The sequence below is a fragment of the Bernardetia sp. ABR2-2B genome, assembly GCF_037126435.1.
Taxonomy (GTDB): domain Bacteria; phylum Bacteroidota; class Bacteroidia; order Cytophagales; family Bernardetiaceae; genus Bernardetia.
On the sequence record NZ_CP147020.1, the window covers coordinates 2,114,108 to 2,139,021 of the forward strand.

The following is a 24,914-nucleotide window of genomic DNA, read 5'->3' on the forward strand; positions in this document are numbered from 1 at the left end:
TTATGTGTGGAATAAATGGAATTATAGACTTTTCGCTACAAAACAACGTGCATAGAGTAGCTGCTATGAATAAAGCAATGGCACACCGAGGGCGTAATGATGAAGGTATTTGGAAAGATGAAACTACAAATAGTGTAACATTAGGACATAGAAGATTATCTATTATTGACCTTTCTAATGCAGGGCATCAACCTATGCACTCACATGATGGTCGTTATGTGATGGTTTTTAATGGAGAAATTTATAATTACAAATCACTCAAAAAACAACTTAATTATCCTTTCAAATCAGATTCGGATTCAGAGGTTATTTTGGCAGCTTTTGCAGAGTGGGGAGTAGAATGTATCAAAAAGTTTGAAGGTATGTTTGCCTTTGCAATTTGGGATAATTTAGAGAAAAAAATCTTTTTAGTAAGAGATAGATTAGGAATAAAGCCGTTATATTATTACAGAGATGAGAACAAATATGTTTTTTCATCTGAAATGCGTTCACTTTTGGCTTCTGGGTTTGTCCCGAAAAATTTAGACCATCATAGCTTAGAAGATTTTCTGCGTTATCAGACGGTACATGCCCCTCGCACCATGATTGAGAATGTTTGTATGTTGTTACCTGCTCATTATGTAGAAATTTCTGAAACCGAATGGATAGAAAAATGCTACTGGCAAGCTCATCATACTGAGCAAAAAATAGCTACAAACTACAAGCAAATCAAAAAAGATATTTATGAAAGACTGAATGAAGCTGTCGAAAAACGTTTGGTGGCTGATGTTCCCTTTGGTGCTTTTCTTTCTGGAGGAATAGATTCTAGTATTATTGTAGGGCTGATGAGCCAGATGTCTAATCAAAAAGTAAAGACTTTTTGTGTTTCTTTTGATGAAGAAGAGTTTAGTGAAGCTAAATATGCCCATTTAGTAGCTAATAAATTTGGAACAGAACACCATGATATTCGCTTGAAACCGAATGACTTTTTAGATATTATTCCAAAGGCTCTTTCTGCTATGGATCATCCTAGTGGTGATGGAATAAATACCTATATTGTTTCGAAAGTAACTAAAGAAAAAGGAATTGATATGGCTCTTTCAGGTTTAGGAGGAGACGAACTTTTTGCTGGTTATGACCTTTTTATGATGCTTAATAAGCTAAACAACAACAAATGGATAGGAAAACTACCTGTTTTTTTGAAATCTCATGTAGGAAAGTTGAGACAAAAATATCGTCCTTCTGTTGCCTCTGACAAGCTATTTGGATTACTTTCTCAAAAAGACTGGAAATTAGATTACACTTATCCTTTAATACGACAAGTATTTTTGGATGAACGCATTAAGTCATTTTTAAGAAAAGATGAGCTGACTGAAAACAGAGTACGTTCGGCTTTCAAAAGTTTAGCAAGACAAAAAGACTTTAAAAACCTTCCTTTTTTATCCAAAATTTCGGTAGCCGAACTCTTTACCTATCTACAAAATATTCTTTTGCGTGATGCCGACCAAATGAGTATGGTACATACATTAGAAATTCGTGTTCCATTTTTAGACCATAAATTGATTGAATATGTCCTTCAAGTTCCAGATTCTTTCAAATATCCTCACTCTCCCAAAAAATTATTAACGGATTCGGTAGGCGACTTGCTTCCTTCTGAAGTTATCAATCGTCAGAAGATGGGATTTACTCTTCCTTGGCAAATTTGGCTTAAAAATGAACTTTTTGGTTTTTGTGATGAACGCATTGAATCTCTAGCAAGTCGTCCTGAATTTAATGAAGAAGGAATTATGAAAGTTTGGAGACAATTTTTGGATAATGACCCTAGAGTTTCGTGGGCAAGGGTTTGGAATTTGGTCGTGCTAGAAAACTGGTTGCAAGAACATCAGATTTCAGCTTCTCCGACTTCTATTATTTCTAATTTGGATTCTAGTTTAATCAAAATAAAAGAAATTTGAAAGTCGTTTATTTACATCGAAAGCCTCGCCAGTTTGGAAACTTTAGTATTGAATCTTATTTTGAAGATATTCGTTCTTACTTGCCTTCCATTTCAAACAAAGTAGAACCAATTGTTTATCAATCACCTTTTTTTAGTGATGGAATTTTGCCACGTATCAAAAATATTCTTGATGCAAAAAAACAAACTCAACAACTCAAGAGTGACATCAATCATATAACAGGCGATGTCCATTTTCTGACAATGGGATTGAATCCTAAAAAAACAATTCTTACTATTCACGATTGTGCTTTTTTAGAGCAAAACGTTGATTCTATAAAAGGCAAACTAAAACGAAAATTCCTTAAAATCTTTTGGTTGGATATTCCTGTCAAACAAGCTCGTTTCATAACGGCTGTTTCGGAAGCTACAAAAAATGAAATTATAAAACATACAAATTGTAACCCTAATAAAATAATTGTCATTCCGACAACCATTTCTCCTAAGTTTATAGAAGCTGCTCAAGATTATACTCCTAAAAAATTTAATTCAGAAAAACCCGTTATTCTTCAATTAGGCGCAGCTTTCAATAAAAATTTAGAACGGCTTTTTGAATCTTTAGGAGGCATTAATTGTAAACTTCACATCATTGCACCACTTTCAGAGCATCATTTCGATCTGCTCAGAAAATTCAATATTGACTACAAACACGAAGATAAGGTAAGTTTTGAAGAATTAATTTTGACTTATAAAAATTGTGATTTGGTTTCCTTTGTCTCTACGATTGAGGGTTTTGGAATGCCAATCATTGAAGCTCAAACTCTATCAAAACCTATCATTACAAGTAATATTTCTTCTATGCCTTGGGTAGCTGGTAATGCAGCACATTTAGTAAACCCTTACTCTGTAAAAGAAATAAAAGAAGGAATTTTGAAGATTATAAATGAAGAAGATTACAGAAATAATCTGATAGAAAAAGGCAAAGAAAATATCAAAAGGTTCAACTCTAAAACTGTTACTAGACAATATGTAGAATTGTATGATAGAATAATGAAAAATGGGGATTAGGGTCAAGGGATTGAGAATATCTATGCAACATCGTTTTTGAGCTGGTTATATAAATATGCCTTTGCTACATTCCAGTCTCTTTTGACGGTTGCAGACGAAATTTGTAGTGCATCAGCAGTTTCTTCAATAGAAAGTCCTGCAAAAAAACGACATTCTACTACTTTTCCTTGTCTTTCATTTAGATTTTCTAAAGTAATTAAGGCTTCATGTAGGCTTAAAATATGTTCCCCTACTTTTTCATCAGCAATTATATGTTCTACTTTCTGAATATCTACATCAATATCTTTTCCACCTCGTTTTTCGGCCGTTTTCATCTTGGCATAATTTACCAAAATATGGCGCATTGCCTTAGCAGCTACAGCAAAAAAATGCCCTCTGCTTGAGTAATCACTCCCATGTTTGTTCTCTTGGTCAGATAATTTTATATAAGCTTCATGTACGAGTGCTGTCGTATTGAGTGTATAATTTGATTGCCAACGTACTCTCAGACTATGTGCAACTTTTACAAGCTCGTCATAGACAAGAGGAAAAAGCTTTTCCATAGCTTGTGTATCGCCAGATTGTGCAGCCGAAAGAAGTCTCGTTATGGGAGGAATATTTTCCATAATTCTAAATGATACTGTTTTTTGTGTAAATTATCTCTTTAAGAAAAACCTTTATTGAAAATAAAATTCAACAAAGGTTTTCTCCATAAAAGATACAAGTAATTGTAAGGTCTTTTTGTTGGTTATCAAATAAATAACGTTTTTATTTTAATATCTACTATAAAAACGTCTCATATTTCCTGTAAGTTGGTCATAAATAGGCTTAAACAACTCTACAAACAAATCTTGTGGAGGTGGAGGAGATACAGGACGCACCTTAATTGCTGCTGTTTGTTCATTATCCAATGCACGTTTGTCTCCTTGATATGTTCCCCATTCATTTCTCCAAACAAATTCCCCAGGGTATTTATCTTGCATCAATATTCTATTTGTTTTTGCATCTATTACTCTGACATCTAAAAGACCATTCGAAACTACATACTGCTCGTGATGCGTATAATCTGCCTTTACAGCATCTGTAATTGTTTTTGTAACCCCATCATCAAGACGAACCGTACGCCTAACACTATCTACTGCCGTTGTTGTTTTTTCTTTCATAAATACTTGCCCAACCGTAAACTCATCAAAACTCATCATCAAGAGTTGGTCTGCACAGCAATAATTAGGTGTTTCCCAAGACAGATAAAAGGTTACAAAATCATTCATTCTACGATTTGTATTCAAATATTCCATTACTTGACTTTGCACGAAATCTCTACCCAAACCAAATGAATTCGGAACTTGAATCGGCTGTACCAAAACTTTTAGAGTAGCTGCATCTTTCGCAGTCGGAATTTGAAGCGCAACATCTTTATAATTTTTTACCCATTGATTTGCTCTTACAAAATGATAATAGGCTTTCTTTGCATCTTCTCTAGTATTCAAAGACATCAATCTTACTGCTTCATTATAGTTTGCTTCGGCAGCCTTATCTTTTGCTTTTATTTCTTCAGCTAAATAACTCTTAGGATTTTTGACAATGCGTAGGGCAGCAGGGCTTCTGCGAATTTCATTTCCCATTTCATTAATTCTTCCATAGCTTTCAGCTATTTTTTCCCAGTTGAGAGGATTTACTTTTGTATCTAGCGTACGTGTTGTTCTCAAATTTTCTTCAACAGCTCTATAATAGGCTTCTCCTAGCGTATGGCGTGCTTTTTTGTTGTTCGGACTTTGGCGCAACCTATCGACAGCCTTTAGTGTAGCATCATAATAGTTTCCTTTCTGTAAAGCCTTTTTTCCAGAAGAACAAGCAGAGATTACAAAGAGTAAGACAAGAAAAGCAGATAAAGAAGCAAGAAAAGAGTTAGGATAAAATAAAAACCTTGCTGATTTTTTAGGTAGATAAGTTTTCATGATTTCTAATAAGTTAGGTAATAGTTAAATTTAGTGATAAAAATCTGTAAAAGTATATTCAAAAATCTATGCCAAAATACATTTTTGCATTAAACTAATATTTATCATTAACTAAAACAACAATGAAACCATTTTGGATTTATTTCTTCATCAAAGATTTAACTGATGAGTCTGCTTTGACTACGCCTTTCAACTCTTCCCAAGTGAATAAAAAACTTGGCATTCCTGCTGCATAAGGAGCAATTTCGTACGGTTGATAAACAAATGTTATTCCCTTTGCACTTAAAGAAAAATTATCAGTAACTTCTATTTTATCAACTAAATAACCTGCATCTTGAAGCGAAACAGGATTTTCAAAACCTGTATATAGATAGGCTTTTTTTATCATTTTCTTCTCTAAGATAGCCAAACCTTTACTATCAAAAATATCTTTCAGTTTAATCTCTTTTCCATTTTTCACATCAATAACAAGATAGGTTTTGTTAGAAATTCCATGTGCGCCCCCCATATACATATAATTAGAGAAAGCAATAGTGGCAAAATATTCATCATTAAAAACTATTTCTGCATTGCTCTGACTTACCCAGTTTGCAGCATACAAATATTCTTCATCTTGCTCTTTATTTACTTCTAAATATTCTTTGAAGAATGATTTTTTTGAATTTTCAATTGTTTCTTTGGCTGTTTGTGATATTTCTTCTGTCTTTACAGATTGATAGTTTTTCAGTAGCTCTTTTATTTTAGCTAGATTACTTCCCTGTGGAACTTGCTTTGCTTCTACAATTACATCTGAAAAAGTAGCTTGAGGAGTATCTTTTCTGTCTTTGAATAATTTTGTACTATCTTTTGTAGAAATAAATTCGAAACTAACACTCTCCGAATAATTCTCCACTAAAGAAACAGGAAATACTTTGGTTTTATCTTTATTTTTCCAAGTACCAACAAATGTATTTTGATTTATTTTTCCTATAATAATTTCATCTTTATAACCTTCATCATCCAAGGAATATAACTCTATTTCGCCTTGAGTATTCACTTTGCCATTCAAATTTATTGGTAAGTTATACTTTTTATAATAATAACTCCCAAAGTATTCTTTTCCATCTTGAATCAAATCCATTACGATAGGCAAATTTCCATTTATTGTTCCTGTAAAATGACAATAATCCGTATGTTTTTGTGGTTGTTGAGCAAGAAGTACAAAAGAATAAAAAACAAATAAAAAAATAAGTAAAAAACGTACAGACAATAGGAAAGTTAATTTCTTTTTTCTCATAAAAGTAAAATAATAGGTGTTAGATTTGTATATTAGATTGTTAGTGTAGTAGTTTTTAATAAAAAAATTCAACTATTTTTTTAGAAAAAGAAACGAATAATTTTAATTATGTTTAGAGTTATAGCTCTATCAAAAAAGCTATTGTATCAACACCATCAGCATAGTCTGATACTTTAGGGTGTTGTGCTTGTCCAAATTCAATACTATTTTCAAACCACGCATCTGTAGAAACTATTACTTGTATCTGTTCTTCTTTTTCTTTTAAAGTCTGTTTTACTTCCTCTATATTTTGATAAATTTCATAATATAAAACTCCAGTAGGGGAAGAAATAGAAGTATCTTTCGTAAGTAAAAGATTAAAAGCATCAAAGTGATGAATCTGTTCCATTAAATAAATAGCTTTATAATAATCGTAATTATTTGCATATTTATTATGATTTTTCATAGAATTCCATTGCAAATAGACAGTATCTAATAACTTTCCAAAATCATACCCTTTTGGTACGTAAAGCTTTGAAACATTACGACACCCCAAACCAAAATACTGAAAAATATCTATTGACAGACGTTCTAAATCCTCTTGTGTTTCATCTCCTCTTATTATAGCAACTGACGAACGGTTTTTACGAATAATACTTGGATATTTTCCAAAGTAATACTCAAAATAACGAGCTGTATTATTACTTCCCGTTGCGATATAAGCATCAGCACCTTTTAGGTTAGGACGAAGCGAAATATAGTTTTTAAATGCTGGTTCTACTTCAAAAGCCCATTCTATTAACTTTTCTATTAGAATTGTATCTTTTTGGCTTGGCTTTATCCAAACTGTATGCCCACTCAAAAGCACAGAAAGAATATCATGAAAGCCAACAAAAGGAATGTTTCCTGCTAGAATTAACCCCACATTTTTTGTAGGAAAATCTACTCCTATTTTATCTAATTTTTCTAAATCATAGTTTTTGAGCCAATTATCTAAACTTTCTTTTGTTAGCATACTACGAATAGATGCTAAAGCAAATTCTGTATTTTCGGGTGTAAACCAATTATTATGGATATAGGCTTGATGAAAAATAGGCTGTTTTTCTTCTTTTGAGAGAGCATCTATAAAATTACCTAGTGCAACTAAAGCAGCTTTACGGTGAGAAAGTGTCATTACTAATACAGAGAATAAGTTATACAAATTTGAAATAGTCTGCAAAGATATAAAAATTATATAGCATATATTTTAGTATAAAGTTTCTTTAACTCATTTTGATAAACACAAAAAATCCTGTCTGATTACTCAAACAGGATTTTTATAAATTCTTATTGGTTTATATCAATTGATATAAATGGTTAGATTATAGACTGAAACCTAAACCTACCATGAAAGCAACATCACTAAAACTTGCTTTATTGATTTGCTGACTAGCAGCAGTAACATCACCTGCTCTACGAATAGATCTTGAGAATCCGTGACGGTAACGAGTATCTACTAACAAAGTAGCAAATTTTACATCAAACTGTAAACCTAAACCTACTATTGCTCCAATGTCATGAGGCTCAAAGCTATTTGTTACATCATAAGTACGGTCATAAGGAAAACCTCCAACAGTAGCTACTTCACGGCTATACGTGTAAGCATTGTAGTTATAAGAAGGTCCAACGTAAATACGTGGGTGATATACAGAAAGAACAGGAATACGTACATTCAATAAAGCATTTGCTTGAAAGTTATTTGCACGGTAAGTAGTTGTTCTGTCATAGAAAGTAGTGAAGGCATTTTGAGTCCAGCCTAATTCTAATTCTGCACCTACCCATTTGGTAAAGTTATAACGACCGAATACGTGAATTTGAGGAGCAAAGTTTTTACCAGCTCCATCTTGGTATCTGAAATATTCTGTATCGGCACCAACACGAATATCAGCAAGGTTAAAGCCTGACTTAAAGCCGACCATAAGTTTAGATTCAGTTTCGCCAGCTCCGTCTTGAGCAAAGGCAGCACCTGAAGTTAATACGACTGCACATACTGCAGTAGCGATAGCACGGATTGAACGTTTCAAAGAGAATTCAATGTTAAAGGGTACTTTCATAATTTAAAAGGTTGTTGTTGTAAGATAACGGATTTTGTTCGAAAAAAGTAAATTTTCTCCAAAATAGAAAACTTTGCTGCAAAGGAAAGCATTTTTTTTTGATTTCTTGCAAATTTTATTCACTTATTTTTCTGAATAAAGCTATTGAATTCTATTTTATCTCTATATCTATTTTCGTTCAACTTAAATAATACTACTTGATTATAGTCTAATAAGCCAAATTAAGTAAGAAATACAGTTAGATTAATAGGTTAATTTACATAAAAAAATAAAGTAATAAAAATTTGATGTAAATAAAAAAAAGTTGCTGTTTTATACTTTGTTTTACTCTTAAAAAGATTTTTCAAGAAAATGTCATCATAATACAAGACCGTTTATGTTTAGTAATTCGTTTTTGTATCAGAATGATTTTCCCAAAACATTTTATTTCTTTTTGGAATTTTTATTAAAAATTGGTCAAAAATAAATTTGAACCCAAAAATACTAAAAATTATAGACAAAACTAATTCTGTTCTACAAGAAAATTATTTTTATTGACAAAAATGAGAAAAAATGAGATAAGAGTTACTTTGTTTCAAAATTTGTATAGCTATTACCATTTATCATCATTAAAGATTAGATTAAGGAACAATTAAAAAAAAGTTCTATTCAAAAAAGATTAACAAGTTCCTATACGTATATAATACCTTTCTAGTTACTTTGTTTAATTTTTTTTCTTCTGATAAGCTAGTAAAGTCAAATTCATTTCCACAACTTATTACTATTTCTAATCAACCTTTGTATATTTGCAATCTACTTTTGAGATACTATTAGTTTAATAAACTTTGCTCTCTCTTAATATACTCTAACTTTTGAAAAGAGTCTATCATATATTAACTATTTATACCTTTATATTTTTGTGAAAGAAAACGATTCATCAGATTACGATTTATTTATCAAAGCAGGTCAGACAGAGAGCAACTATTGGAAAGACCTTTGGCGATATAGAGAGCTTTTTTATATTCTGACTTGGAGAGACTTGAAAGTCCGTTATAAACAAACTGTTTTGGGTATTGCTTGGAGTGTGATTCGTCCACTTCTTACCATGATAATATTTACAGTTGTTTTTAGTGGCGTCGCAGGGCTTCCTTCTGAAGGAAATGCTCCTTATGCTGTTATGGTTTATGTAGGACTTTTGCCTTGGCAGTTTTTTGCAAATGCACTTTCAGAAAGCAGTAATAGTTTGGTTGGCAGTGCTAATCTGATTTCTAAAGTTTATTTTCCTCGTTTGATTATTCCAACAGCTTCCATTATTACAGCCTGTGTAGATTTTCTGATTTCTTTCGTTCTTCTACTTATCCTAATGGCTGTTTATCAGTATGTTCCGAGTTGGAAAATAATCTTTCTACCTTTCTTTCTACTTGTTGCATTTTTGGCTGCTTTTGGTGTGGGACTTCTACTGACAGCTATGAACGTAAAATACAGAGATTTTAAATATATTATCCCTTTTATTATTCAGTTTGGTGTTTATATTTCTCCTGTTGGTTTTAGTAGCAATATTGTTTATGAAAAATTAGGTAAAAAAATGATAGAGATGAATATGGATTGGCTAACAGATTATTTAGTAGCTCTATATGCTCTCAATCCAATGGTAGGAGTTATTGATGGTTTTCGTTGGTCTATTATTGGTAATGCTCAAATGAACTGGAGCATGTTTAGTGTCTCTATTATTATGTGCTTACTTATTTTGGGGTATGCTGTGTATTATTTCCGAAAGACAGAAAAAACATTCGCAGATGTAATATAATCTAAGTTAGATTTTAATAATCAGAATTATATTATTCGGTTTATTAAATTTGTATTGTTATAATTTAAAAATAAAATGAGTCAAAGCCAAAGTGTCATTCGTGTTGAAGATTTAGGAAAAAAATATGTTATAGGACAAGACCAACAAGGAAACTATCAGTCTTTACGAGATGTAATTACTGACAAGGTAAAATCTGTTTTTTCTAAAAAAAAGGAAACCAATGACTTTAAAGATTTTTGGGCATTAAAGGATGTTAGTTTTGATATACAACAAGGCGACAGAGTAGGAATTATTGGTCGTAATGGAGCTGGGAAATCTACGCTCTTGAAAGTATTGAGCCGTATTACAGAACCCACAACAGGTAGTATTTCTATCAAAGGACGTGTAGCAAGTCTTTTAGAAGTAGGAACAGGTTTTCATCCCGAGCTATCAGGTAGAGAAAATATTTTTCTTAATGGAGCTATTTTGGGAATGGGAAGAAAAGAAATTAAATCTAAATTTGATGAAATTGTTGATTTTTCTGAAATAGAAAAGTTTTTGGATACTCCTGTAAAACGCTACTCTTCAGGTATGTATGTACGTCTAGCCTTTGCTGTGGCTGCACATTTAGAACCTGAAATCCTGATTGTAGATGAAGTATTGGCTGTTGGAGATAGCAAATTTCAGAAAAAATGCTTGGGAAAAATGGGAGAAGTTTCTAGCCAAGGTAGAACTATTTTGTTTGTTAGTCATAACACTACTTTTGTCAGAAGTCTTTGTAATAAGGGAATTTGGTTAGATAAAGGACAAGTTAGACAGACAGGAACAACAAGTGAAGTAATTAATAACTACTTATCTTCTATGCACGACCAAGTATTTGATGAAAATAGTGAAATTCATAATAGCTTGAACAGAAGAGGAAGAGGAGATGCTCGTTTTAGTAAAATCGTAATTACTGATACAAATGATATAGAGCTTCCTAATTTTTTGAGTGGTCAGAATATCAAATTTAATTTTGAAACAAAAATTAACGAACCTCTATCTTCGCTTTTTATATCTTTTCTATTCAAATCCTCTACTGGAGAAATTATAACCAATACAAAAAAACAAGATATTTCTATCTTTCTTCGTCCAAATGAAAAAAATTACACTATTTCTTTTTCTATTATACTAGAAAATACTCCTTTTCGTGCAGGAGAGTATGATATGTATTTTTGGCTAGGGCAATCTGTCGAAACCTTTTTTGATATTGTAGATTCTGTTTTACCTCCTCTTCAAATTACTACAGATAAAAATGAAGATGAGTTGGCATATAACCCAGCAGCTCCTCATGGTTTTTTTGATATAAATACGCATGTTGTTGCAGCAAAATAATTTAATTTCTTTTTTAATTTAATTACAATGAAGTATAATTTTTCTCATCTTGACCAACTTGAAGCAGAAGCAATTTATATAATGCGTGAAACAGTTGCTCAATTTGAAAATATAGCATTACTTTTTTCAGGAGGAAAAGACTCAATCACACTTCTTCATTTAGCTCGTAAGGCATTTTACCCTGCCCAAATTCCATTTCCATTATTGCATATTGATACAGGGCATAATTTTACAGAAGCTATTGAATTTAGAGATTATTTAGTAGAAAAAACAAATACGGAGCTTCTTGTTCGTTATGTTCAAGACACTATTAATCAAGGGAAAGCAAAGGAAGAGACAGGTTATACAGCAAGTAGAAATAAATTACAGAGTATTACACTTTTAGATGCCATTGAAGAACTAAAACTTGATGCTTGTTTTGGAGGAGGAAGAAGAGATGAAGAAAAAGCACGAGCAAAAGAACGCTTTTTTTCTCATAGAGATAGTTTTGGAGAATGGAGTCCAAAAAATCAGCGTCCAGAAGTATGGAATTTGTTTAATGGAAAGAAACAACACGATGAAAATTTTAGAATCTTTCCTCTTTCCAACTGGACAGAACTAGATGTTTGGCAATATGTAGAACGAGAAAAATTAGAATTACCTTCACTTTACTTTACTCATCAAAGAGAATGTTTTGTTAGAGATGGTGTAATTATGGGGGTTACAGATTTTATGCAACTTCGCCCAGAAGAAGAAAAAAAAATAATGCAAGTGCGTTTTCGTACCTTAGGTGATGCTACCTGTACGGGTGCGATAGAATCTCCAGCTTCTAGTGTTTCTGAAATCGTAAATGAAGTAGCAGCTATGCGTCTGACTGAAAGAGCAGGAAGAGCAGATGATTTGCGTTCGGAAGCTGCTATGGAAGACCGTAAGAAAGAAGGGTATTTTTAAAATAACAAAAGCTCTTTTATTGAAACAACTTCAACAAAAGAGCTTTATCTTATATGATTTTTAAATAAATATTATTCCTAATCTAGTGAAGCCCAAACCTCTTTTGTTATCTTAATTCCTTTTTTTTCTGCTTGTTCAAAATAATATTTAGCTTCTGACTTTTGTTTTTTGGCTAGGTAAATTTCACCTAAAAGCTTGTAACCTTCTGCATCTTCTGTATAAATTTTTATATAATCATTTAGATACAAAATTGCTTCTGATAGATTTGATGATGCAATCAAATTATCTTTGTGCATAATGGCTAAATATTTTAAAACTTGAGGATTCTTTTTAGAAGACACTTTTTGAAAATGAGCATAAGCAACTTCATTATTTTTCATATTCCAAGCTTTTACACCTTCTTCAAAGTGATTAACTGTTACAACTTCATTTTTAGCGACATTATTCGTATTTTTTGTAAGCCTAATACTTTCAAGGTTTTCTTGAAGTTGTTGATTTTCTAGCCATAATAAAGCTATCTCACTGTTTTGTCTTGCAGCTTGATTGTAATAATTAGTAGCTAAATCATTATTTTTTTCTATAACTTCTCCCTCTTCATACGTTTTTGCCAAAAGAAGTTGAGCCTCTACAGAATTATTTTTTGCTGCTTTTTGCAACCAAAATTTAGCTTTTACCCAATTTGGTCTTACATTTGATTTTGTATCTAAATACGTTTTTCCTAGCTGATACTGTGCATTCTTATCATTATTCATAGCTAAATAAAAACGATAAGTAGGCAAATCTGAAGACAACCAACGCTTTGCATCTATACGCTCTAAAGCTTCCGAAGCACGAGGATATTTACCTCCCCACGCTTGTAAGTAGCAAAGAGCTGCCTGTTCCATATTTTGCTCTACGCCGTTTCCTTTTTCATACAAATTTCCTAAACGAAAAGCAGCTTGTGCATTTCCTTGCTCTAAAGCACGTTGATACAAATCAGCGGCCTTCAAAAAATTTGTTTTTGTTCCTATTCCTAACTCATAAAACTGTGCAAGAGCAACTTGTGCAGAATCATAGCCCAAATAAGCTGATTTCTCATACAACTGAAATGCTTTTTCATAATGGGCTGTTGTTGAAGCATTTTTCTCTTGCTGTTTGCCTTGTTGGTATGCAACAGTTGCATCATTTGCTTGTAGGTTTTGAGCAAAAGAAGAAAATGTAATAAGAATAGTTGTAAGTAAGGTAGTTATCATTGTAGTAATAAGTGCTATATATTTTTTGTAAAATCGTTTTTCCTGTATTTGATATTTTTTATAACTCATCAAAATCTATTTTTGATTAAAAGCTTATTTTTTATTTATTTTTTAGTATAAATAATAAAATTTATGCTAATTAACTTAAATAAGTAATAGCCAAAATTAATGCCTTGATTTACTTTAAATACGTAGAATTATATAGGAGGTTGTATTTTTCCGATTAAGTTATTGCTTGTATCGGTTAGTGATGGTTTAATTCAGATAAAAATTTCGCTTATTTTTAGAGCGACTGAGTTATAAATAAATAATTACTTTTTGGGCATTTTGTTTAACTTTTTTAGATAAAAACAGCTTAATATCACGAATCTCTTAAAAAAAAGAGAGAAAATACTATTTTCAAATACAAATATAGAACTATTTTAGTTATTATTCTATTAATTGGTAGCAATACTATTTTATTTTGTATCTAAAAAAGCCTACCTTTGCACTCTTTTTGTGCTGTGGAGTTTGCATACCTTCGCCGTATTCTATTTCATTTTATTATCCTAAATTACGAAATCAAAATGCGTACTATATCTTCATCAAAACAATCAAAGTCAATTTCGAATTTAAAATCAGCTAGACAGATTAAGAAAGATTTTGAATCCTCATCTACACCGAAAAAAAAATCATCAATAAACTCGTCTGATACTTTTCTTCCAGTGATGGAAGCTTTTTATACCCTTCAAGGGGAAGGCGTTTTTATGGGACATGCAGCTTATTTTATCCGACTGGGAGGTTGTGATGTAGGTTGTTTTTGGTGCGATGTAAAAGAATCGTGGGATAAAGAAGCACATCCAAAGCAATCTATTTCTCAAATTGTAAAAGAAGCAAGTTCTTTTCCTGCTCGTTTGGTCGTCATTACGGGAGGAGAGCCATTGATGCACGATTTGGAAGAGCTTACGACGGCATTAAAAAAAGAAGGTTTTAGTGTTCATATCGAAACTTCAGGGGCGCATCCACTTTCAGGAACTTTAGACTGGATTACGCTTTCTCCAAAAAGATTTAAAAAGCCACTACCAGCTATTTACGAGAAAGCTCACGAGCTAAAAATGGTCGTTTATACACTTAGTGATTTGGAGTGGGCGCAAAAAGAAGCCAAAAAAGTTTCGGATTCTTGCAAACTACTTATTCAACCAGAATGGAGCAAGAGCAGCAAAAACTTACCTATTTTGATAGAGTTTGTAAAAGAGAATCCTAGATGGCAAGTTTCTTTACAGACACACAAGTTTATGGATATTCCTTAATTTTAATTAGTGAATATCCAGCAAAATCAATATTATTTTTGAAAAAGTAGGGAACACAAAACATAATTATACGTTCTAATAAAAAAATAGAATTATTTTTTTGTTAGTTTACTAAAAACATAAACCTCTACTCTATGCCTATTCCTTCCTATCTAATTGGTTTGCTTTTTTCTCTTGCCTTCTTCTTTACCTCTACTTTTGTAAAGGCTCAACTTCTTTGGGAAATAAGTGGAAATAACATCCAACAAAAATCATATCTTTTCGGAACTGTTCACGTAGGAGATGAACGTGTGATTGATTATGCTTCAAATATTTATCCGTATATGGATAATTCATTGACAGTAGCTGGAGAACTAGATTTGAACTTTATGACTTCTATTTTAGCTATTGGTTATATTATGTCTCCATCAGATTCAACGCTTTCAAAGTTATTAACCAAAGAAGAATACCAAGAAATCAAGCCTTACTTGACAGAAAATATAGGGGCATTAGCTCCCTTTTTGGATATGGTTCGTCCTATTTTTATTATGGCAATGTTACAAGAAAAGGAACAAGAAGAACTTGCAAAATCAATCAGCACATCTAAGGAAGAAGAAGCTGCAAACGTCGAAAAATTTCCTGCCTTAGATATGTATTTACAAAACAGAGCGAGAAAAAACGACCAAAAAGTAATTGGTTTGGAAACTGTAAAAGAGCAAATGACTGCATTAAACTCTACGCCAATAGACAAACAAGCAAAAGAATTATATAATTATATTATAGAAAAAAACACAAAAGAAGAAGAAGTTGAAGATTCTGCAAAAGTAGAAATCGACATTGCTGTTGTGGAAAAAAATGATACAACTTTAGTAGAAATAGAAGATGCAACCAGTCCAATAGAAACTCTTATTTCACTTTATTTGAGTGAAAATATAGAACTATTACACGAACAAATTTCTAGTGAGTTTGAAAAAGAATCTTATCAATCGCTGATTGTAAGGCGAAACATTCAGATGACAAAACGAATGGACGAGCAAATAAAAAAAGAACTAACCAAAGAAGACAAAAAAAGTAAGAAAAATATTATTTTTGCAGCCGTAGGCGCTGGTCATTTGGGTGGCGAAAAAGGAATGGTAAATTTATTAAAAGAAGCAGGTTATACACTCACACCTATTTTTTTTAATAAAGAAAAAGAAGTTGAAAAATAAAAATGAGTCGTTAATCTACTACATAAAAAAGCCTTCATTTTTCAAGAATACTCTTAAAAGATGAAGGCTTTTCTATATCTATCATTTTTGACCTCTGAAACAAATTTTAAGTTCAGAAATCTATATTTATTTTTCTATTATCACCTGTTTGGTTGTCTTCAGTAAAGGGAGCAAAAACTTGAAGTTCTCCATTTATGTAACGAGCTTCAATTCCATTCGAATCTACATGAGGTAGGATAGGAAAAGCTTGCATAAAACGTGGAACACCTTCAAATTCACTAATTTTGACCAAAGACATAATGATTAAATGCCCTTGACGAACTTCTATTTTATATGAGTTTGGCTTTACAGATGCTGCTGTTAGGCGAAGTAAATATCCATTTTCTTCTTCTGAAAGAAACATTTTTGTAGGAACTGTTCCTCCACTAGCTATATTTTCAGCTTGTGATTGTAAAGCAAGTTTTTTGGTTAAGGTTTTATCTATCGTCATCATAATTGTATATATTTTAATGTCTGTATTGATTCAGACTAGCTGTTGTCTAGTATTGGTTGATTTACTAGAATATAATCAAAACTCAAACCAACTTTTTATTTATTTTTCAGCAATTAAAAGAAGTAAATAATAAACGCTTTTTAGATAAAAAATAATCTAAAAGTAAAATAACATAAAACAAACAACTTTCAAAAAAATGACAAAAAGTCAGTTTTAATTTAATAATTAGATACAATCTGCCTTTTTAACAGTAAAACATCTAAATAGCTTTTTTCAAGCTATTGAACGACTATTTTACGAATAGCAATAGGTTTTTGATGATACAAAAGAGTAACAAAATAAGTTCCTTTTGCCCATTTTGAAGTAGGAATAGACTTATCAATTGATTCATTTTCAATCATTTTTCTACCCAAAACATCCGTAATATCTACTTTATAATTTTTAAAGTTTTGATTTTCTAGTTGATAAACGAAACGCAAATTATCTGAAATAGGGTTTGATGCAACTTTGAAATAATTATTTTCTCCCAAATTATCTTCTATTCCTAATGGCTCATCAATACTTGCGATTCTCAAACGATACTGTTTAGAAGTAAAGTCATCGCTTAACTTTCCTAATCTATATACAATCAAGTACATTTTATCTGTTGAGTTTATATTTTCTACTTCAATTTTTGCATCTTCTCCTACATTTGGATAATTTTTCACAACTTCTACTTCTCCGTTTGCTTTCAGCGCAACAAACTGCACTCCTATTTCACTTCCTGTGCCTTCGGTAGTTGTTATGGTTGCTTTAAATTCTTGTTGTTGTGTGGTAAGCTCTATATAATCAGCCGAAAGTCGCATCAAACGCCTATTTCCTTGTTGTTTGCTATCCCATACTTTGCTTTGTCCTGAATAATCTAATTGCCCTTCTACTCTCACTCTTTCTGAATCCGTATTTTCTCTCAGATAATTGATATAATCAGCAGCTCTAACGTACGTAAAAGGCTGTGAGACTGAACTAGCAGACAAAACAATATTTGCAATGAAATAATCTTCAGAAGCTGTTTTGAGAGTTGTTCCTTTTGTAATAAGTGCTGCATCAAGAGCTTCTAATTCTGATTGAGAGCGCAAATTTTCCCAAAACGTCTTGATAACTTCTTTACCATAATTTTCTCCTATGTATTGAAAATAAATCCATGAACCGTACCAATTTATACGAAAATCAAAATAATCAGGGTCATCTTCATCGTTTTCATTATAGTTTATCGCTACATCAGGCGCATCAAATATACCATCTAAATACTGAAAATTATCATCTACACGTGGGTAAATCTCTTCTTCCATCCAAGAAGCAGAGCCTTCAAAAGCAAAAAAAGAAATTTCATCACTACTAGTATATCCATATTGAATAGCATGAAAAAACTCATGAGCTGCTGTTACTCTAAGCGCATCGTTCTGTAAACCAAAACCATCGTAATTATTACGTACTACCATCCAACTTGTAGCTGCTTGTGTTTCTATTACAGAGGAGTTTGGGTTATCTCCAACAACAATATCTTCCTGTACATATCCATAAAACCCTGCTTGTAAATTTTCAATATAAACATCATATAAATCTTCTCCACCTCCCTCACTGCCATCACTTGGAGGAGCTACGTAACCAAGCTCTTCTATTTCCTTATTATAGACATTTTCAAATTCGACAATCATCAAATCTATATAATCTGGAATGCCATTATCATTATCATCTGTGGAAGAAACAGCATCATTTCCTGTTTTATCATAATGAAAACGAAAATGAGGAGAATCTTCTGAAAAGTCAAGTTCTGGGCGTATAGCATGTGTTCTCAAAACCTTTTGAAGTCTTTCAGTCAGTTTGTGTTCATTTTGCTTTCCTTCCAAAAGAACCATAGAAAGGCAAGAACGATGTGTTTTATTGTCTCTATGCGTATGAGAGTCATTAGGAGAAAGAGCTTGATTAAGCTGTGCTTCCCATCGCTTAGAAAATTCTATATCTTCTTGTAAATTATTTTGAGAAAAAGAAGGTGCTGGAATACTATACAGTCCAATAAAACCTAAAATAAATAGGTAAATAGGCAGCTTTGAAATTTTAAAAGTAGAGTAAAACATCATTTTTTGGATAGTTTGAAGGAAACAACAGATTATATACGGATACTCTAAGATATAAAAATCTAAGCTATTTTACATGAAAAAAGTCCACGAAAAGATGCTTTTCGTAGACTTTTCTATTTCATTTTTTTACTATTCCCCAAAGAAGTAGCTTACTGAAAGACTGATTACACGATTCTGAATTTTATTATCTTTTCTAAAATCATCATTTCCTTCTGTTCTAGCGAACCAGTTTCCTAATCCATAGGAATAGCCAACATTAAAAAGAAGATTGTTTAATTTATAGCCAACTCCAGCATTCAAACCATAATCAAAGCCATTGTATGGAGTTTCATCGTCTTCAAGATCATCATCTTGAGTAACCTCTCGGTAGTAAGGTGTATAGGTAGCTTCATCTGTTGTAGTTTCTTCTGAAACTAAACCACCAAAGTTAAGTTTTGTAGTTGTTTCTGATTTACCTCTTCCTCCTATTCCGAAAGCTGTATAAGGTCCTGCATATATTTGAAAGTTATTAATTTTATATGCTAAATTAATAGGAACTTCTAAATAATAAAGACTAGCATAACCTTTCTGTGTGAACTCTGAAAATTCATCTTTTTCAGATTCATTGAGACTAAAACCCTTTATACTAAATAATAAACTAGGTTGTAAACTCAAAGCCTCATTTATATCATAGTTAGTAGTAGCACCCACATGATAACGAAATAACATTTTTGTATCTGATTCATCATCTTCAGAAATAATACCAATATTATTGATATTCAAACCTGCTTTAACTCCAAACTGAACTTGAGCTTCTATGTGAGTAAACACAAATAAAAATAAAATAGCAAAAACAGCACTTTTGATAACATTCATAACTAATGAATTTTGTATAAAAAATTACAAATAATAATTAAAATGATTAGTAAGGGGATATTTTTTTTTGTAAAGATAAAAAAACTTACGACAATAAAGCACCTGCAATAGTAGCCGTCATCATACAAGCAAGTGTCGCAGCAAGTAAGGCTTTCAACCCAAGACGAGAAAGATTAGCTTGTTGATTAGGTGCCATTGCTCCAATTCCTCCAATCTGAATAGCAATAGAGCTAAAATTAGAAAAACCACAGAGCGCAAAAGTAGCAATTGTGATTGATTTAGCTGAAATCAATCCTTTTTCTTGAAGGTCTGCCAAGCTTACATAGGCTACAAATTCATTAATAACTGTTTTTTGTCCTAAAAGACTTCCTACTTGAAGTGTATCAGCCCATTCTACACCAATGACAAAGGCTGCCACACGAAATACTTGTCCTAAAATATACTCCATTGAAAGTTTATTGAAAACTCCATTAGTACTTTCTGCAATAATTGCATTTAGGGTTGTCCAATCCCCAACAACTTCAAGCATATAATTTAGAAGTGCGATAACGGCAATAAAAGCCAAAAGCATTGCACCAATATTTAGGGCTAGTTTTAATCCTTCTCCTGCTCCAATTGCCAAAGCATCGATAACATTTGCCCCTAATGTTTCTTTATTTACCTTTAATTCTGAATCAATGAGTTCTGGTTTTGTTTCTGGAATGAGCATTTTAGCAAATACAATTCCTGCTGGTGCATTCATAATCGATGCACTAAGAAGTTGAGCAGCTACTTCAGCTTGTTTTACTAAATCTGCTCCACCAAGGAAAGCAACATAACTTCCCAAAACACTTCCTGCAATCGTTGCCATTCCTCCAGTCATCAAACACATAAGTTCGGAAGTAGTCATTTTGGCAATAAAAGGACGCACTAAAAGAGGAGCTTCTGTTTGTCCTAGGAAAATATTTCCTGCTGCTGAAAGACTTTCTGCACCAGATAAACCCATTGTCTTTGCCATCAGCCAAGCAATTCCGTAAGATAGTTTTTGTAAAATTCCTAAATAATATAACCCTGTGGTTACGGCAGAAAAGAAAATAACTGTAGGCAAGACTTGAAAAGCGAAAATAAAACCACTTTTGGGAACATCAGCCAAATCACTAAAGAGAAATTTTGCTCCGTCATTAGCAAAGCTCAAAAACTTTACGAAGCCTTCACTTACAGAACGGAATATCTGTGCTACTTGAGGAACTTGAGTAATTAATATTCCAAAAATTACTTGTAAGAGAAGTCCGATTCCGACTAGTTTCCAGTTTATAGCCTTTCGATTACTAGAAAACGCATACGCCACACTTAGTAAAACTAACATTCCTAACAATCCTCTCAAATAATCCATAATTTTGTAAAAATCTTAAATACTTGACTTTAAAAACAATTAAACAGCGAAAGTAGAGTAAATTATTCAGATTTAGAAATTAGAAGCCAAATTTGATTGTTTTTTGATTGAAATCTGATACAAGATTACAGACATAACCTTGTATCAGATATTTTAGATCCTATTGCTTTTTAAACACTACACTTTTAAAATTTTGTCCTGATATTTTAAATGTTATTATTTTATCATTCTCATCATAGACAAAATCTAGTTTTCCTAATTGTGGGGAATAAAAACTATTTATTGCAAAAGGCTTCAATTCAATACTATCAAAGGCTCTTCTTACAACTAAATGATTGTTTTCTACAACTAATTTAAAATCAATAGCATATTCTTCATTTCTAAATATTCCAGTAAAGTCTTCTAACTTTACATCTTTTGCATCAAAAGTAGGAATAGTTATTTTCTTGCATTCATAAGTAAAATCTGCAATATGAAAATCAAATCTATCTTCATAGAAAGTAAACTTAGAATGAGGTAGATAGGGAAACTCAAACGTGTTTTTATTTATTGAAGGAAGAGGATTTTGTTCTTTAGTTCCATACGATTGAAAAAATAATGTATCATTTTGAGCTAGGATAGTAAAATATATACTAGGGTAAAACTCATATGTTCCTTCATATTTTTCTAGTTGTTCATTAGTAATTATTGTTTTTGAGGTTTTGTCTTCTTGTATTTCATCTTTTAATAAAATGTCAAGTGTTTGATGAACCATATCTAAAGGCGAAAAATCATTAGTATTTGCCAAAATTACAATAGATAACTTATGTTTTGGAACATGCAAAATATAAGAACGGTAGGCTACATCTCCTCCTCCATGAAAGACAATATCTAATCCTTTATACTTTCCAAATTGCAGTCCCAGTCCGTAATTAATTTTCTTTCCAGACTTTAAATAAGTAGCTTGTTCCATTTTATTATAAAACTCTCTGCTTCCCACCTTAGGAGATTGATAATTTTTTGCCCATAAAATCAAATCATTGATTGTAGTATTAATTCCAGACGAACCTATTGTTCCAAGATGTAAAGGATGTTTTTCGTAACTATTACCTACAAATCTATAAGAATTTGCTTTATTTTTTATCAAAATATTAACATCATCAATCGCTTTAGAAGCATTCATTCCGAGAGGTAAAAATATTTTTTCTTCTAACTGCTCTTTGAAAGGCTTTTGACCCACTCTTTCTATAATTTCAGCTAATAAAATGTAGCCTGTGTTATTGTATTCGTATTTTTCCTTCGGTTCAAAATTAGTTTGTTTAGTCTTTAATAAAAACTTCACAACTTCTTTATGCGTCATCTGACCTTCTGGATATGCGCCTTTCAAATTCATCAGTTCGTGTATGTTGGGCAGACCATGCGTATGATTTGTTAGCTCTTTTATAGTAATTTTATTGGGTAAGTGTTTCAATTCTGGCAAGTGAGTTCTGATGTCGTCTGCGAAAGATAATTTACCTTCTTTTTCTAATAAGAGAGCCAAAAAAGTAGTAAACTGTTTAGAAACAGAGGCAATATGAAACATTGTAGAATCAGTAATAGAAATTTGATGTTCTATATTGGATAATCCTTTGGCGTTTTTGTAGGTTGTCTGTCCGTTTTCGATGATGGCAAAAGCAGCACCTGTTTTATTGGATGGATAAAGAGAATTAAATAAAGAATCAATTTTTTGATAGGGTTTTTCTATAAAATTATTTTGTCCTAAAACATAGAGAGACTGAAAAAATAAAAATACGAAAGCGATAATACAGGTTTGAGATTTCATTATTAAATGGTTTTTGTTTGAGATATTTGATTTCCAACAAAAGTGAAAAATATCCCTACACAAATCGTCCGACTACCGAAAAACGAACTCATTTCTCTCAAAAAAAGTGTCCGTTTTAAAGTCAGACTACACTTAACTTACTGATTTTCTGTATTTTGTGGGTGTTTGGTTGGTTTCTTTTTTAAAGGCTGTATAGAAAGAAGACTTTGAATTAAAACCTACTTCATAAAGTATTTCTAAGACGGTTAGGTTGGGTTGCTGCTTCAATAATCGTTTGGCATCGTTGATTCTAAACTCATTGATGTAATCAAAAAAATGCTTTCCGATGTGTTGATTGATAAGTCCAGAAAGTTGTTTTTCAGAAAGATTTATTGCTATTGCCAGTTTTTGTAAACTAAGTTCAGGATCTAAATACGGTTTCTCATTCTTCATATAATCGGTAAGCTGTTGGAGGCTTGACTGAGTTTGAGCATCTATTTGTTGTTTAGATTGAATAGAAGAGGCAGATAAGTTTTTATCCACGCCAACAAACAAACTTGGATTGTAAAGAGCCTTCAAAACAAACCAACAGATAATAAATAAAGCAAAAAGACTACTCAATAAAATTAGGCTTGTAAGTACGATTTTATTTTGTTCGGAGGATACAAAATTCCGAAGCTGGACAAAACTATTTCCAATCAGAAACAAAATAGTTACTTGCAAAAGCCATTTGTAGGTGTTTTGATGATTAGTAGAATAATTTTCTTGATATAATTTCTTAAAGCGATACAAAGTAAAAAACACAGCAATAATATAACTATAATACTGAATTTGAGCAGTAATTTTATAAATTATATAACTCATTTCTGAAATAGAAGTGGCTATCAAAAATATAGAAAAAACAAAAAATGGAAGCGTATGTAGAAAGTGCTTTGATTCTAGTTTAAAATTGAAATAACAGACTGATTGCACATAAAAATAGTAAAAAGGCATCTGGAGCAAAACAGAAGCAACTCTACTACTTTGCAGTATTGGATTTGAAATGGACAGAAATAGACCCGATAAATCAAGAGTAGTAACGAGCAGAAAGGCTGCAAATAAATAATTTGAAGTTTTCTTCTTTGACTTTGCAGTAATCAGAAAAACGGAGAGTAAGAGCATCAGAAAAACGACAATTTTTCCAATGTCGTTTATTAGTTCGATGAGGAGTATCAAAGGTTAAAAGATAAAATTTGAGAAACAAATATAAATTTACTCACAAGAGAATCACAAAAATAGCAATTATGGTATATACAATTCGTCTTGTTCCTTCTTCTTACGAATTTTCTCTTCAGCATTTATTTTACGAGCTTTTATAGCTCCTACAATAGCAAAAATAGTGAATAAAAAAAACAAGAAGGCATATGTTTCATCAGCATATTTTTCTGAAATATCATTTAGTCTTCCTTCCTGTGGTTCTTGCTTATTATATGCAACTTCTACCTTATCGCCTTTTCTGAAACTTGGAATATTAATATTGCTTTGTACTACATTATCTATCACAAATCTCTCTCCTTCTGCATCTAGAAACTCTATTGAATAACTAGCCTTACCACCTACTGATTTTTCAAAGGTTTTAACTACACCTTGTGTTATTGTATTTCTAGGTTGTGTACTTACTACTTTGAATGATAAGTATATTGTAACGCAACTGAACATCAAAATAAAAAAATAGCGTAAAATCATAAACATAATTTGTTACTCTGAAAAAGCATCAATATTTGACTAATGAAAAAAATTTATTTATAATAATTAGTACGCTGATTTTTTAGTTTCAGTTACGATTCTGATAAAATTATAGATACAAGGTAGAAACTTTATAATATATTGGTAAGAATTTTTATTTTCTCCAAAATACTTTTTTTAAGATATAAAGAAGCCAAATAACTCCAAGTGATAGACAGATTATTCCCACAATAATTCCAATTATATATTTTTCTATTTTACTACTGCCATTCACATTCTCAAAATGATTACGTTTTTCATTGTATAAAACTTCTATAGAATCTGAAGGCGAAAAATTACTGTATTCTGTACTTCCTACATGAACACTATATTTCTCTTCATTGTGATAGAAGTTAAAGCATTAAAACCATTAGTAACATATTTAGAATACAATTCAACTTTTATTATTTTACCAGACTCTAATGTATCTTGAGTTGCTAAGTATTCACTGTAAGTTACCTTTAGTAAAATAGAATGAATGAGTAACCAAA

The 24,914-nt window shown here is 31.7% G+C and carries 20 protein-coding genes; 7 read left to right on the plus strand and 13 right to left on the minus strand.

Features of this window, described 5'->3' with window-relative positions:
• Positions 1–2: 2 nt before the first annotated feature.
• Both asnB and WAF17_RS08850 read left to right on the plus strand, forming a co-directional pair.
• Entirely contained in the window at positions 3–1,934 is a 1,932-nt protein-coding gene (asnB, locus tag WAF17_RS08845) for an asparagine synthase (glutamine-hydrolyzing) (RefSeq protein WP_338768955.1), read from the plus strand.
• Complete coding sequence (locus tag WAF17_RS08850) at positions 1,931–2,980, plus strand: glycosyltransferase family 1 protein (RefSeq protein ID WP_338768958.1); 1,050 nt, start codon at positions 1,931–1,933, stop codon at positions 2,978–2,980. The genes asnB and WAF17_RS08850 overlap by 4 nt, the downstream gene beginning before the upstream one ends.
• A gap of 20 nt (positions 2,981–3,000) precedes the next feature.
• On the opposite strand, the gene WAF17_RS08855 is transcribed toward WAF17_RS08850, so the two are convergent.
• From WAF17_RS08855 to WAF17_RS08875, 5 genes are all read right to left on the minus strand, one after another.
• The gene (locus WAF17_RS08855) at positions 3,001–3,585 is read right to left on the minus strand and encodes a sigma-70 family RNA polymerase sigma factor (protein ID WP_338768960.1); all 585 of its coding nucleotides are present in this window, start codon (positions 3,583–3,585) and stop codon (positions 3,001–3,003) included.
• A gap of 147 nt (positions 3,586–3,732) precedes the next feature.
• Positions 3,733–4,917: a hypothetical protein gene (locus tag WAF17_RS08860; protein WP_338768962.1), complete on the minus strand. Its 1,185-nt coding sequence runs from the start codon at positions 4,915–4,917 to the stop codon at positions 3,733–3,735.
• Between the two features lie 139 nt (positions 4,918–5,056).
• On the minus strand, positions 5,057–6,193 hold the full coding sequence (locus tag WAF17_RS08865; RefSeq protein ID WP_338768964.1) for a DUF3298 domain-containing protein: 1,137 nt from the start codon (positions 6,191–6,193) through the stop codon (positions 5,057–5,059).
• A gap of 118 nt (positions 6,194–6,311) precedes the next feature.
• Positions 6,312–7,391: an acyl-CoA reductase gene (locus tag WAF17_RS08870; protein ID WP_338768967.1), complete on the minus strand. Its 1,080-nt coding sequence runs from the start codon at positions 7,389–7,391 to the stop codon at positions 6,312–6,314.
• A 142-nt stretch (positions 7,392–7,533) separates the two neighbouring features.
• Positions 7,534–8,235: a porin family protein gene (locus tag WAF17_RS08875; RefSeq protein WP_338768969.1), complete on the minus strand. Its 702-nt coding sequence runs from the start codon at positions 8,233–8,235 to the stop codon at positions 7,534–7,536.
• A gap of 928 nt (positions 8,236–9,163) precedes the next feature.
• Between WAF17_RS08875 and WAF17_RS08880 the strand changes: the two genes are divergently transcribed.
• From WAF17_RS08880 to cysD, 3 genes are all read left to right on the plus strand, one after another.
• Positions 9,164–10,051, plus strand: coding sequence for an ABC transporter permease (locus WAF17_RS08880; RefSeq protein ID WP_338768971.1), 888 nt, complete (start codon positions 9,164–9,166; stop codon positions 10,049–10,051).
• Positions 10,052–10,126: 75 nt separating this feature from the next.
• Positions 10,127–11,404 (plus strand): ABC transporter ATP-binding protein, encoded by a 1,278-nt coding sequence (locus WAF17_RS08885; protein ID WP_338768973.1) that lies wholly within the window; start codon positions 10,127–10,129, stop codon positions 11,402–11,404.
• Positions 11,405–11,431: 27 nt separating this feature from the next.
• Positions 11,432–12,334, plus strand: coding sequence for a sulfate adenylyltransferase subunit CysD (gene cysD, locus WAF17_RS08890; protein ID WP_338768976.1), 903 nt, complete (start codon positions 11,432–11,434; stop codon positions 12,332–12,334).
• 77 nt (positions 12,335–12,411) lie between these two features.
• Here cysD and WAF17_RS08895 read toward each other — a convergent pair whose 3' ends face one another.
• A complete protein-coding gene (locus WAF17_RS08895; RefSeq protein ID WP_338768978.1) occupies positions 12,412–13,635 on the minus strand; it encodes a tetratricopeptide repeat protein in 1,224 nt (407 codons plus the stop codon).
• A gap of 638 nt (positions 13,636–14,273) precedes the next feature.
• Between WAF17_RS08895 and WAF17_RS08900 the strand changes: the two genes are divergently transcribed.
• Entirely contained in the window at positions 14,274–14,855 is a 582-nt protein-coding gene (locus tag WAF17_RS08900; RefSeq protein ID WP_338770171.1) for a 7-carboxy-7-deazaguanine synthase QueE, read from the plus strand.
• A 134-nt stretch (positions 14,856–14,989) separates the two neighbouring features.
• Positions 14,990–16,042, plus strand: a complete 1,053-nt coding sequence (locus WAF17_RS08905; RefSeq protein WP_338768980.1) for a TraB/GumN family protein — start codon at positions 14,990–14,992, stop codon at positions 16,040–16,042.
• Positions 16,043–16,154: 112 nt separating this feature from the next.
• Here WAF17_RS08905 and WAF17_RS08910 read toward each other — a convergent pair whose 3' ends face one another.
• From WAF17_RS08910 to WAF17_RS08940, 7 genes are all read right to left on the minus strand, one after another.
• Positions 16,155–16,535, minus strand: coding sequence for an Hsp20/alpha crystallin family protein (locus WAF17_RS08910; RefSeq protein WP_338768982.1), 381 nt, complete (start codon positions 16,533–16,535; stop codon positions 16,155–16,157).
• Positions 16,536–16,813: 278 nt separating this feature from the next.
• Complete coding sequence (locus WAF17_RS08915) at positions 16,814–18,652, minus strand: MXAN_6640 family putative metalloprotease (protein ID WP_338768983.1); 1,839 nt, start codon at positions 18,650–18,652, stop codon at positions 16,814–16,816.
• 129 nt (positions 18,653–18,781) lie between these two features.
• On the minus strand, positions 18,782–19,507 hold the full coding sequence (locus WAF17_RS08920) for a porin family protein (RefSeq protein ID WP_338768984.1): 726 nt from the start codon (positions 19,505–19,507) through the stop codon (positions 18,782–18,784).
• Between the two features lie 85 nt (positions 19,508–19,592).
• On the minus strand, positions 19,593–20,879 hold the full coding sequence (locus WAF17_RS08925) for a nucleoside transporter C-terminal domain-containing protein (protein WP_338768985.1): 1,287 nt from the start codon (positions 20,877–20,879) through the stop codon (positions 19,593–19,595).
• A 160-nt stretch (positions 20,880–21,039) separates the two neighbouring features.
• The gene (locus tag WAF17_RS08930; RefSeq protein WP_338768986.1) at positions 21,040–22,680 is read right to left on the minus strand and encodes a serine hydrolase domain-containing protein; all 1,641 of its coding nucleotides are present in this window, start codon (positions 22,678–22,680) and stop codon (positions 21,040–21,042) included.
• Positions 22,681–22,812: 132 nt separating this feature from the next.
• Positions 22,813–23,874 carry a helix-turn-helix domain-containing protein gene (locus WAF17_RS08935; RefSeq protein WP_338768988.1) on the minus strand — a complete coding sequence of 354 codons (1,062 nt, stop codon included), beginning with the start codon at positions 23,872–23,874 and terminating at the stop codon, positions 22,813–22,815.
• A 66-nt stretch (positions 23,875–23,940) separates the two neighbouring features.
• Positions 23,941–24,384: a DUF3592 domain-containing protein gene (locus tag WAF17_RS08940; RefSeq protein ID WP_338768990.1), complete on the minus strand. Its 444-nt coding sequence runs from the start codon at positions 24,382–24,384 to the stop codon at positions 23,941–23,943.
• Between the last annotated feature and the right edge of the window lie 530 nt (positions 24,385–24,914).